The sequence below is a fragment of the Achromobacter sp. 1L-A-4-B-C2 genome (genome assembly GCF_057291955.1).
Genome location: NZ_JBXAWP010000004.1, coordinates 169,870 through 181,678 on the forward strand (window position 1 = coordinate 169,870; position 11,809 = coordinate 181,678).

At 65.9% G+C, this 11,809-nt stretch carries 12 protein-coding genes; 1 reads left to right on the top strand and 11 read right to left on the bottom strand.

What is annotated here, in order from left to right; all coding sequences use genetic code 11:
* Position 1: 1 nt before the first annotated feature.
* From AC0Z35_RS19465 to AC0Z35_RS19490, 6 genes are read right to left on the bottom strand one after another with little or no spacing between them, the layout of a single operon-like run.
* Positions 2–808 (bottom strand): SDR family oxidoreductase, encoded by an 807-nt coding sequence (locus AC0Z35_RS19465; protein WP_485132541.1) that lies wholly within the window; start codon positions 806–808, stop codon positions 2–4.
* Positions 809–821: 13 nt separating this feature from the next.
* Positions 822–1,430, bottom strand: coding sequence for a cysteine hydrolase family protein (locus AC0Z35_RS19470; protein WP_104145201.1), 609 nt, complete (start codon positions 1,428–1,430; stop codon positions 822–824).
* A complete protein-coding gene (locus AC0Z35_RS19475) occupies positions 1,430–1,963 on the bottom strand; it encodes an aromatic-ring-hydroxylating dioxygenase subunit beta (protein ID WP_046806562.1) in 534 nt (177 codons plus the stop codon). The genes AC0Z35_RS19470 and AC0Z35_RS19475 overlap by 1 nt, the downstream gene beginning before the upstream one ends.
* Positions 1,954–3,297 (bottom strand): aromatic ring-hydroxylating dioxygenase subunit alpha, encoded by a 1,344-nt coding sequence (locus AC0Z35_RS19480; RefSeq protein ID WP_319308533.1) that lies wholly within the window; start codon positions 3,295–3,297, stop codon positions 1,954–1,956. The genes AC0Z35_RS19475 and AC0Z35_RS19480 overlap by 10 nt, the downstream gene beginning before the upstream one ends.
* A gap of 9 nt (positions 3,298–3,306) precedes the next feature.
* Positions 3,307–4,551 (bottom strand): dienelactone hydrolase family protein, encoded by a 1,245-nt coding sequence (locus tag AC0Z35_RS19485; RefSeq protein WP_046806564.1) that lies wholly within the window; start codon positions 4,549–4,551, stop codon positions 3,307–3,309.
* 55 nt (positions 4,552–4,606) lie between these two features.
* Positions 4,607–5,785: an ABC transporter substrate-binding protein gene (locus tag AC0Z35_RS19490; RefSeq protein ID WP_485132542.1), complete on the bottom strand. Its 1,179-nt coding sequence runs from the start codon at positions 5,783–5,785 to the stop codon at positions 4,607–4,609.
* A 277-nt stretch (positions 5,786–6,062) separates the two neighbouring features.
* Here AC0Z35_RS19490 and AC0Z35_RS19495 point away from each other — a divergent pair, with 277 nt between their 5' ends.
* Positions 6,063–7,049: an AraC family transcriptional regulator gene (locus tag AC0Z35_RS19495; protein ID WP_046806566.1), complete on the top strand. Its 987-nt coding sequence runs from the start codon at positions 6,063–6,065 to the stop codon at positions 7,047–7,049.
* 49 nt (positions 7,050–7,098) lie between these two features.
* Here AC0Z35_RS19495 and AC0Z35_RS19500 read toward each other — a convergent pair whose 3' ends face one another.
* From AC0Z35_RS19500 to AC0Z35_RS19520, 5 genes are all read right to left on the bottom strand, one after another.
* On the bottom strand, positions 7,099–7,506 hold the full coding sequence (locus tag AC0Z35_RS19500; protein WP_006217230.1) for a RidA family protein: 408 nt from the start codon (positions 7,504–7,506) through the stop codon (positions 7,099–7,101).
* Positions 7,507–7,556: 50 nt separating this feature from the next.
* Complete coding sequence (locus AC0Z35_RS19505; protein ID WP_046806567.1) at positions 7,557–7,982, bottom strand: acyl-CoA thioesterase; 426 nt, start codon at positions 7,980–7,982, stop codon at positions 7,557–7,559.
* Between the two features lie 45 nt (positions 7,983–8,027).
* Complete coding sequence (locus tag AC0Z35_RS19510) at positions 8,028–9,668, bottom strand: AMP-binding protein (protein WP_046806568.1); 1,641 nt, start codon at positions 9,666–9,668, stop codon at positions 8,028–8,030.
* Between the two features lie 72 nt (positions 9,669–9,740).
* Positions 9,741–10,910 (bottom strand): acyl-CoA dehydrogenase family protein, encoded by a 1,170-nt coding sequence (locus AC0Z35_RS19515; protein ID WP_120157379.1) that lies wholly within the window; start codon positions 10,908–10,910, stop codon positions 9,741–9,743.
* Positions 10,911–10,912: 2 nt separating this feature from the next.
* Positions 10,913–11,770: an enoyl-CoA hydratase family protein gene (locus AC0Z35_RS19520; RefSeq protein ID WP_046806569.1), complete on the bottom strand. Its 858-nt coding sequence runs from the start codon at positions 11,768–11,770 to the stop codon at positions 10,913–10,915.
* Positions 11,771–11,809 lie beyond the last annotated feature (39 nt).

Genomic DNA, 11,809 nt, shown 5'->3' on the forward strand with positions numbered 1-11,809 from the left:
CTCAGGGTGCCAGTTCCTTGAACCACACGCGCGGCGAAATGCCACGGTCGGGGCCCAGGATGGAAAAGCCGCCGTCCACCGGGATGTCCACACCCGTCATCCACGAGGCCGCGTCCGAGCACGCGAAGCACACGGCGGCGGCAATTTCGTCGCCCGACCCGATCCGGCCCAGCGGATGAAAATGCGCCCCCACGGCGTCCGCCGCCTGGCGCGATCCGCCCGACAGCTGTTCAACGGACGGCGACCACGTCCACGCCGGCGACACCGCCAGCACGCGCACGCCGGCCGGCGCCAATTCCACCGCGAAGTTCTTGGTGATTTGCAGCATGGCCGCCTTGGATGCCGGATACAGCGCGCGCCCGGCCGCGCCGAACTTGCCGCCCGTGCTGCCCATGTTGACCACCACGCCCCCGCGCGGCAAATGCGGCGCGGCCAGCTGCGTGAAGATGGCGGCGGACACCAGGTTGGTGTCCAGCGTGGCGTGCCATTCGTCGCGCGATGACGCCAGCCCGCGGTCGGCGTACTGGCAGGCGTTGTTCACCAGAATGTCCAGCCGGCCAAAGCGCGCCAGCGCGGCGTCGATGCAGCGCTGAATCTGCGCATCCTCGCCGATGTCGGTCTCGCAATACAGCGCGCGCCCGTCCAGTTCTTGCGCCAGTGCCTGGCCGGCCGGTGCGTTGCGCCCCACCAGCACCACGTTGGCGCCCGCCGCCGCCAGGCCGCGCGCGATGTCCGCGCCCAGGCCCTGCGTGCTGCCGGTGATGATGGCGGTCTTGCCGGCCAAGCCGGGAAAGCCTGAAAAGTCCATGAAGAATCCTTGATCAATGCGGCGCGGCTGCCCAGCGCATCGCTTGCGCCACCGAACCCGTTTGCGCAATCAGCCGCATGCTGGCCAGCGAGGCCTCATGCACGGACAGGTCGGCGGACGCGCACGCGTCCTCGGCCACCATCACCTCAAAACCAATATCGGCGGCGTGGCGCACCGTGCCTTCCACCACCGAATGCGTGGCCACGCCGGCCACCACCAGCCGGCGCGCGCCGATCACGCGCAGCGTTTCCTCTAGCGGCGTGCCGTAGAAGGCGCTGATGCGGGTGTGCTTCACCACGAACTCGCGCGGGCTTGCCGCCACGGGTTGCAGCCCGTCGTAGAACTCGCTGCCCCACTGGCCCTCTGGTACCGCGCCAATCGACGCCACGTTGCGAAAGATGGCGCAGTTGGGCAGCAGGTCGGCGTAGTCCGGACGAAACGCAATGCGCACGTGCACGATAGGCAACGATTGCGCGCGCGCACCGTCCAGCAGCGCCGCCGCGCTATCCAGCAGGCGCTGGCGCGCGCCATTGTCCGCATCCAGCCCGACGCGGATCTTGCCGTCGGGATGCAGCACGTCGTTCTGGTAGTGCAGCGCCAGCACCGCGGTATCCGCCGACATCACACGAACACCTCGAACACATCGTGCACGTCGTCGCAATTGACCAGGTCCACGCGCTTCATGCGGATGCGCCAGCTGTCGCCTTCGGCGGCCAGCTTGTGCGTGTAGCGGCCCGCCAGCTGGCGCGGCTGTCGCTTGCGCCATTCGGTCATCTGGAACGCGGAATGCACCACCAGGTTGCCGCCCGCGTCCACGCCTTCCACCTGCACCCCGCCCACCAGCCGCACGCTGCGCGTAGGCGGCTGCTGCGACCAGTTGCGCGGATGCTCCAGCCGCCGGATGCGCACGTCGCGCAGCATGCGGTCTTCCCAGAACAGCGAGATATGGTCGTACGGGCTTTGCTGCCCGTGCACGCGCGGCATCCAGTACATGCCGTCCTGCGTCCACAGCGCCTGCCAGTCGTCGTAGCGGCGCTCGTCCAGCAGCCGGGCCTCGCGATACAGGAACTGCGCGATGCGGTGATACGCATCGGCGGGCACCTCGGCGGGCGACAGGTCGGCCGTGCCGACATCGAAATCCAGGTCTAGCAGCATGCGCCTTCTCCCGTGGCGGGCGCGTTCGACGCCGCGCCGGCCTCCATGTAGGTCTTCCACGCGCGGAACTGGTTGCGCATGGGCAGTTCGCTGGTGCCGTTGACGGACACCATGCCGTCCGCGTCGCTGCGGTCGCTGCCGTGATAGCGGTGCATGCTGACCCATTCGCCGCCGCGCGTGGCGTTGCCTTCCTGACAGCGGTTGTAGAGCTCGATGTCGTCGGGCATGACGTTGGACGACGGCGAATTGATGACATTGGCGTACAGCATTGCACGCTTGAAGACGCCGTCGGGCGCGCCCTTGCAGCGGAACGTCTGGATTTCGATCAGCGTGCGGTCCACGGCGATGGGGCGAATCACGCGAAATTGCTGGAACACCGTGTGAGGCGAGCCGCTGCCGTAGATGACGGTGTTGTGGCGGTTCATGCCCAGGATTTCACGCGCGCGGTCTTCACCATACGCGGCGCTCAGCGTGTCGAAGTGCGCGCGCGATACCGGATCGCGTTCGGCGGCGCCGGGGTTGAAGATGCCTTCCATATAGCCGTGGCCGTTGTCGTAGGCGCGCAGCTCCAGCTTTTCCCAGAATTCGTAGGGCTCGCCGTTGCCGTCCATGATGTGCAGCTCAAGCGGCATTTCGCCCATTTCCTTGGCCTCGTCGCGCGCCGCCGCGTAGGACGATTCGTGCGTGACGCGGGCGTGCATCGTGTCGTGCAGGTTTTCGTAGAACACCTTCCAGTTCGACCGCTGCATCACGCGGAAAATGCCGCCGGCCACTTCCACCTCGCCCACCGGCGAGCGGTCGCACAGGTTGTCGATGGACGAGCGCACGCCGCCCAGGAAGTCGACCAGCGCCGGGCCTTCCTTGGCCTGGCTGGCGAACACGAAGCCGCGATAGCTTTCCACGCGCGCCAGGCGGCGCATCGAGAACGCCGGGTCGGTGGGGTCATACGACGTACCTTCCAGGCCCTGCTTGAGCGGCACGCCCAGATGGCTGCCGTCCAGCTTGAACGTCCAGGCGTGGTACGGGCAGCGAAAGAACTTGCCCACGCAGCCCTCGCCGTCCGCCACCACCTTGGCGCCCTTGTGCGGGCAGCGGTTGTACAGCACGTGCACGCGGCCATCGGACGCGCGCACCATCAGCACGTCCTGGTCGCCCACGCGGGTGGTGTGATAGTCGCCCGTCTTGGGCACCTGGCTTTCATGGCCCACGTAGATCCAGGCGCGGCCGTAGATGCGTTGCATCTCCAGGTCGAAGATGGCCGGATCGGTGTAGACGCCTCGGTGCACGCTGTCGCCGCGCACCATCTCGGACAGTTGTTGGTCGGTGTAAGACATCAGGCGCTCCTACTTGTTCTCGCTGTCTTTCCAACGCGCCATCAGCGTGTTGGACGGCAGGGTTTCATCCAGCAACTTGGCGGCGGTCTCGCGGCCCGCCACCGGCAAGCCGGTGGGGTCCAGCAGGCCCACCTGCACCAGCACGCTGGCCTGGTCCCAATAGATGTGCTCGTGATAGAGCTTGTCGCCCCGAAACTTCACCACGGCAAGCAGCGGAATTTCCACGGTGCGGCCGGTGGGCGGCACGCCGGGCAGCATCCAGTCGATCTCGGTGGTGTGCGTGAAGCAGAACAGCAGTTCGTCCACGATCTGGGTGGCGCCCACGGTGCGCGACAGCGGAATCAGGCGCGTGTCGGGCGGGTTGCCGTTGACGAAATGGTGCTGGTAAAAACGTGACAGTTCCTTGTGGCCCACGCCGCCCGTCATGGTGGGGATGTGGTTCACGTAGGGTTCGGCCACCATCGTCGCCATCGTGGCGGCCACGTCGCGCGTGCCGAATTCGTATTCGCAGTGCTTGTCCCACAAGTACGAATAATCGAACTCGGGGCCGATGGCGCGTTGCAGCGCGGCCATGCTGCGCTGGTGCGCCATCAACGCGGCGGGCTTGTCGTAGTGATCGCCGCCCGTGCGCGCAAAAGCGTGGTCCATGCCCGGGTACACATACAGCTCGACGCCGGGCTTGCCCCCCAGCGCGTCCAGGATGCGCTGGCGCGCGGCGGGCGGACAGAAACCGTCCTGCTCGGCAATGTGCAGCACCAGGCGGCCGCGCAGGTTGGCGGCTTCGTCCAGGCTGTCTTCGATGCCCACGCCGTAATAGCCCACGGCCACGTCCACATCGGTGCGGCAGGCGGCCAGGTAGGCCAGCTTGCCGCCCAGGCAATAGCCCAGTACGCCGACGCCGCCCTGCTGCTCGGGCAAGTCGCGCAGCAGGGTGATGGTGGCGGCAATGTCTTTCAAGCCCTGCTCGACGTCAAAGCCCTGATACAGCTCGAACGCGCGCGGCATGTCGGCCGGGCCGTCGGTCAGTTCAATGCCGGGCTGCTGGCGCCAGAACAGGTCGGGCACCAGCACCACATAGCCCTCTTCGGCCAGCAGCTGCGCGGCGCGGCGCATGAAGTCGTTCACGCCGAAGATTTCCTGGCACAGCACCAGCCCCGGGCCGTGGCCCGAGGCGGGCACGGCCAGATAGGCGCTGAAGGTCTTGCCGTCGTGCGAGGGAACGGTCACCTCGCGCGTCGTGATGGATGGGGTCATGCGGTTCTCCTGTGTTGCAACGTGCCCGCGGCGCGATTGCCGTGGCGGCCGGCGCCTATTTCATCTGGCAGGCGGCGGCGAACGGGTCCTGGTACTGCGTCAGCACCGTGCCCGACAGCTTGTTGGCCAGCTTGCCGTCCGCGCCCGCCTCGACGACGCGCAGGTAGTAGTTCTGGATGGGGTATTGGTTGCGGTTGAACTTGAAGTCGCCTCGCACCGATTTGAAATCCGCGCGCCGCAGCGCCGGGCGCAGCGCGTCGGCGTCCAGCTTGCCGCCCGTTTGCCGCACGGCGCTGTCCAGCAGCATGGCCGCGTCATAGCCCTGCGAGGCATACAGCGTGGGCGTGCGCTTGTAGGTCTTCTTGAAGTCTTCGACGAATTTCCGGTTGGCCGGGTTGTCCAGGTCGGTGGCCCACTGCGACGTGTTGCGCATGCCCGCAATCGGCGCGCCCACCGCCGCGATGGTGTCTTCGTCACCCGAGAAACCGGGCGCCAATAGCGCGATGTCCTTGGACAGGCCCGCGCCGTTGAATTGCTTGATGAAGTTCACGCCCATGCCGCCGGGCAAAAAGAAAAACACCGCATCGGGCTTGCTGGCGCGCAGCCGGGTAATCTCTACGCCGTAGTCCAATTGGCCCAGCTGCGTGTAGATCTCCTCGGACAGCCCGCCCTTGTACAGACGCTTGAAGCCGTTGAGCGATTCGCGGCCACCCGGGTAGTCGGGCGCAATCAGCGCCACGCGCTTATAGCCCTGGTCCATGGCGTACTTGCCCATGGCGGCGGGGATGTCCTCGTTCTGCCAGGCCACCGCGAAAAAGTTGGGGTTGCACCCGGCGCCCGCGTAGTTCTCGGGGCCCGTGTTGGTGCTGAGGTACACCGTGTTCGATTGCAAGATGGCGGGCATCACCGGCAGCAGCACGTTCGAGAACACAATGCCCGTCATGACATCCACGCGGTCGCGCTTGAGCAGGCGTTCCACCGCCTGGCGGCCTGCGTCCGCCTTCTGCTGGTCATCGGCCACGATGACCTCGGCAGGCAGGCCGCCCAGCTTGCCACCGGTATGTTGCAGCGCCAGATTGAAGCCGTCGCGGATCTCATTGCCCAGCGCCGACCCTGGCCCGGACAACGTCGTCAGCAATCCCACCTTGACCTTGTCGGCCGCCCCGGCGCTTGCCATGGCGGACATACAGACCAGCGCCGCCAGCGCGCGCCGGCTCCAAAGATGTTGAATCATGGGCTACCCCGTTTTCGCCGCCAGCCACGCTGGCGCAAAGCTGACAGATCCCGTCTGCCGTCGGTACACGCATGCCGCCGATCGAAGTCGCCAAGCTTACGCGCCGTGACGACGCCCTCCAATACCCACAAGAGAGCTTGGGCTAGCGTATGCCGCCCGGGCGCGCCGCTCTATCCGTTTCCGCCCAGCCTTATCCGGGATTCACTTAATTCCAAACCCTGGACGATTAATTTATTCTGGCCCCAGATACGGGAGCGTTCCCGTTCCGGAGGCTTCCATGCACGGCTGGTCACGACGAGAACTTGCGCCGCTATTCAAGCGCCGCGTGTTCAGCTCCACGCAACAGGACGAGACTCGCACGCGCGTGTCCGAAGCGCTGAAGGAACACCGGCTGACCTGGAAGGGCGGCCGCGTGGACGCCGAGCTGAACCGGGGCCGGTTTGGCGCGCTGACGGTCTGTACGTTGCGCTACGGCGCCGAAGTGCATATTGAGCCCGACCGCTTGCAGGATTTCATGCTGGTGCAGGTGCCGCTGCGCGGCCGCGCGCGCATTGAATGCGGCGACGACTGCGTGGACGCCCACCCCGATTGCGCCGCCGTCATCGCACCGAACCGCCCGCTGCGGCTGCACTGGGAGGCCGGCTGCGAACAGCTGCTGTTGAAGATTCCACGCGGCAAGCTCGAAGCCATCGGCCGCCGCGCCTTTGGCGAGGCCGCCACCCTGCCGCTGGACTTCAGCCCCGCGCTGCGCCTGGACAACCCCGTGGGCGCGGCCTGGCGCAGCATGGTCACCAGCATGATTCACCTGCTGCCCACGCTGGATGACGGCGCCCTGCGCCCGCCTTCGGCATGGCTGGAACACCTGGAAGACACGCTGGTGCTGCACCTGCTGTACAACCAGCCCAACAGCTGGCAGTCGCACGCGGGCCAGTCGCCCCGCTTGCCGCGCCGCCTGACGCTGGCGGAATCGTATATGCGCGAGCACCTGTCGGCCCCGCTGACCTTGACCGACATCGCCCGCCACGCCGGCGCCAGCGCCACCGCGCTGACCCGCTTGTTTCAGGAACACCGGGATACCACGCCCATGATTGCGCTGCGCGCGTTGCGGCTGGACACGGCGCGACAAAAGCTCAAGACAGACGCCCACGCCAGCGTCACCGACGTGGCGCTGGGCGTGGGCTTTGGGCACTTGGGAAGGTTCTCGGAGTATTACCGGGAACGGTTTGGCGAACTGCCGCGCGAGACGCGGCGTGGGCAAGGGTAGAACGCGGCCCGGGGCAAAGCGCCGGAATCAAGCCGCCCTTGGCACCGGCTCAGGCAGCGGGCACCACCGCCGTCACTTCGATTTCAACCTTGGCGCGGTCCTCGACCAGGTCCGCCACTTCCACCGCCGTCATCGCCGGAAAGTGCCGGCCGATGAACTCGCGGTAGTGCTTGCCGATGGCCGGATACGCCGCCACATAGGCCTCCTTGTCGGTGACGTACCACGTCATGCGCACGATGTGTTCGGGCTTGGCGCCGCCTTCGGCCAGGATGGCGACAATGTTCGACAGCGTCTGGCGGACCTGGTCCGCCAGATCATCCGATTCGAATTGCTGCTGCCCATTCCACCCCACCTGCCCGCCCACGAACACGAGCTTGCTGCCCACCGTCATTTCGGTAAGCACACCATTCGAATAGCCCCGGGGCGCCATCCAATCCGGCGGTTGCAGAATCTTCATAACGTCTCATCCTATTTATAAAAAACAAACGACTGGGTGGTCTCGCGGCGTCAGGCCGCGGGAACCAGATAAGCCTGCATGCGTTCCCGCAGGTCGGCAGGCATGGGCATGGACTTCATCGTCCGTAAATCCACCGTCACGATCGTCAGCGTGGCCGACAAGCGCAACTGTCCGTCCGGCCCTTCAAAGCGCACCAGCGCCTTGAACGACGCGCCGCCGATACGCTGGACTTCAAGCGTTTGGCGCAGGCGTTCATGCCAGCGGCTGGGCGCGCTGAAATCGCACGTCACCGACGCCATGGGCGTGCCGATATGCCGGTCCACATGCAGGGCATGGAAAGGCAGGCCCATGCCCTTGTCGAACCATTCTTCGACAAAGTCATTGATCATTTCAAAATAGCGGGGGTAGAACACAATGCCCGCCGGGTCGCAATGACGAAAGCGGACTTCTACCTGACTGGTGAATGCTGCGGCCATGATGAGTTCCTGAGTTTCTGATTTCCTGATTTCCCGACTTCGCGTTCAAGCCATCTTGCGCAGTGCAAAGCGTTGCAGCTTGCCGGTTTCGGTACGGGGCAATGCGGCCACGAATTCAATGGCGCGCGGATATTTGTACGGGGCGATGCTGGCCTTTACGAACGCCTGCATGTCGGCCACCAACGCATCGCTGGCCGTGTAGCCGGGCTTGAGCACCACAAACGCCTTGACCAACTGGCCGCGCTCGTCGTCCTGCGCGCCGACCACGCCGCACTCGGCCACGGCTTCGTGGCGCAGCAGCGCGTCTTCCACTTCCGGCCCGGCGATGTTGTAGCCGGCCGAGACGATCATGTCGTCGTTGCGCGCCTGATAGTACAGATAGCCGTCATCGTCCTGCATGAACGTGTCGCCCGGCAGGTTCCAGCCCTGCTGTACAAACCGGCGCTGGCGCTCGTCGGCCAGGTAGCGGCAGCCGGTGGGGCCTTTGATGGCCAGTCGGCCGACCGTGCCGTTGGGCACCGGCTTCATATCGTCGTCCACCACTTGCGCCACATAGCCCGGCACCACCTTGCCGATGGCGCCGCGCTTGACGGCCTCGGGCGGGCTGGACACGAACACATGGATCATTTCGGTGCCGCCGATGCCATCGATCATTTCGATGCCGCTGGCCTGCTTCCACAACTGACGCGTGGCGTCCGGCAACGCTTCGCCCGCCGACACGCTTTTCTTCAGCGACGACAAATCAAACTTGCCGACCAGCGCGGCCATCTGGCGGTAGAACGTGGGCGCGGTGAAAACGATGGTGGCGCGGAAGTCCTGGATCAGCTCAAGCAGGCTTTCCGGCGACAGCTTTTCCGCCAGCACCGTGCTGGCGCCCACGCGCAGGGGAAAGCACAGCAGCCCGCCTAGGCCAAACGTGAAGGCCAGCGGCGGCGTGCCGCAGAAGATATCGTCGGGGCCGGGCTTGATCACATGCTTGGGGAACAGGTCGCACATCGCCAGCACGTCGCGATGAAAGTGCATGCAGCCCTTGGGCGAGCCCGTGGTGCCGCTGGTAAAGGCGATCAGGCACACGTCGTCGGCGGCGGTATCGCAAGCGGTGAAATCGTCGGGCTTGGTGGCGGCCAGCGCGTCCAGCGCATCGGGCGCGGCATCATTGAAAAACATCACCTGCGTCAGCTGCGGGCAATGATGCTCGTGGTCGGGCTGTGCGCAGAACTGCGCTTCTTCCTTCAGGCGCGCATCGCACAGCACCGCCTGGATCTGCGCCTTTTCGATGATCTGCTTGAGTTCCTTGGCGCGCAGCAGCGGCATCGTCGGCACCGTCACCAGCCCCGCCTTGATCGCGGCCAGCCAGGCCGCCGCCATCATCGGGTTGTTCGGTCCGCGCAGCAGCAGACGATTGCCGGGCGCGAGGCCCATGTCCTCGGTCAGCACGCGCGCAATGCGGTTGGTCAGCGCGGCCAGCTCGCGATAGCTCATCGTGGCTTGCTTGTCGCCGTCGCGCCAGCGCAGCGCAACGCGATCGCCAAAGCCGCGATCGGCCATGGCATCCACCAGTTCAACAGCGCAATTGAACCGCTTGGGGTAGGCCACGTCGGGGCCATCAAGCAGGAACTCGGGCCATTGATCGCCCGGGGGTAGATTGTCCCGGGCAAAGGTGTCGATGTGGGCGGATACTTCCATGAAATTCCCCTTGATGTGCGATGCGGTGCGGTGTGGTTTTTTCTTGCTGGAAGGCGAGGGCTCGATGGCCCCTTACGACTTCAACAATTCACGGGCAATGATCAACTTCTGCACTTCGGTGGCGCCTTCGTAAATACGCAGCGCTCTGATTTCCCTGTAAAGCTTCTCCACCGGCATCCCCGATACCACGCCCGCGCCGCCAAACATCTGCAAGGCGCGGTCGATCACGGTCTGCGCCGATTCCGTGGCCGTCATCTTGGCCATCGCGGCTTCGCGCGTGGTGCGCAGCTTTTGCACGTCGCGCATCCACGCGGCGCGATACGTCAGCAACGCCGAGGCGTCGATGGCGGTCGCCATGTCGCCCAGCGCGGCTTGCGTCAGTTGCAGGTCGGCCAGCGTCTGGCCGAACATGCGGCGCGACTTGGCGCGCGCCAGGCCTTCGTCCAGCGCGCGGCGTGCAAACCCCAGCGCTGCCGCCGCCACCGAGGCGCGGAAAATATCCAGCGTCATCATGGCCAGCTTGAAGCCCTGGCCCGCATCGCCCAAACGATGCGAGGCCGGCACGCGGCAATTGTCGAACGTGATCGTGGCCAGCGGGTGCGGCGCGATCAGTTCGATGCGTTCGCTGACGTCAAACCCCGGCGTGTCGGCATCCACCACGAAGGCACTGATACCGCGCGCGCCCGGGGCCTCGCCGGTGCGAGCGAAGACCACATAGAAATCCGCGATGCCGCCGTTCGAGATCCACGTCTTGGTGCCGTTCAGTACGTAATGATCGCCGTCCTGCCTGGCTTCGCAGGCCAGCGCGGCCACGTCGGAACCGGCATCGGGTTCCGACAGCGCAAAGGCGGCAATGGCTTCGCCCCGCGCCACGCGCGGCAGGTAGCGTTGGCGCAATTCGTCCGAGCCCATCAACGAGATGGCGCCGCTGCCCAGCCCTTGCATCGCAAAGGCAAAATCCGCCAAGCCTTCGTGGCGCGCAAACGTTTCGCGCAGGATGCACACGGCGCGCGAATCGACTTCCGGCAGCGCGCCGCCCCAGGCACCGCCCGGGCCGCCCGCCACCGCGTAGCGCAACCAGCCGGCCTGGCCCATGGCCTTGACCAGCTTCTTGCACGCGGCGTCCGCGTCGTGATGGTCAACGTCGCCCAGCGACGCCTCGCACCAGGCGTCCACCTCGTGCGCCAGCTTGCGGTGCGCATCGTCAAAAAAAGGCCAGTCCAGCCAGCTTGCGTCACGCATCATCAGTTCCCCTCGAAGACCGGCTTTTGCTTGGCCACGAAGGCCTCGTAGGCGCGATGGAAGTCCCGCGTCTGCATGCAGATGGCCTGGGCCTCGGCTTCAGCCTCGATGGCCTCGTCCACGCCCATGTTCCATTCCTGATGCAGCAACTTCTTGGTGACGCCATGCGCGAACGTCGGGCCGGCGGCCAGTTGCGCGGCCAGCGTCTGCGCGGCTTCGGCCAGCTTGGCCGAATCATGCAGCGCGTTGAAGAAACCCCAGCTGGCGCCCTCGTCCGCCGTCATGGCGCGGCCGGTGTACAGCAATTCGGATGCGCGGCCCTGGCCGATCATGCGCGGCAGCAAGGTGCACGCGCCCATGTCGGCGCCCGCCAAACCCACGCGGGTGAACAGGAACGCTGTGCGCGCGGCCGGCGTGCCCAAACGCATATCGGCGGCCAGCGCCACCATGGCGCCCGCACCCGCGCACACGCCATCCACCGCCGCCACGATGGGCTGCGGGCAGGCGCGCATCGCCTTGACCAGGTCGCCCGTCATGCGGGTGAAGTCCAGCAGCTCGGGCATGCTCATCTTGGTCAGCGGCCCGATAATCTCGTGCACATCGCCACCCGAGCAGAAGTTGCCGCCCGCGCCCGTCACCACCACGACCTTCACGTCGGTGGCATACACCAGCGAACGGAACAGGTCGCGCAGTTCGGCGTACGAATCGAACGTCAACGGGTTCTTGCGTTCGGGCCGGTTCAGCGTGACCGTGCCGATCTTGCCGTCGGCCGACACCTCCCACAGAAACGTCTGCGCCTGATAGCCGGCCAGCGGACGCTTGTGGTGCTTCATGGTGTGCTCTTCGGACTGCTTGCTCATGGTGTCTCCGTTCGTTATCCAGGGGTTGATGGGGCGCCG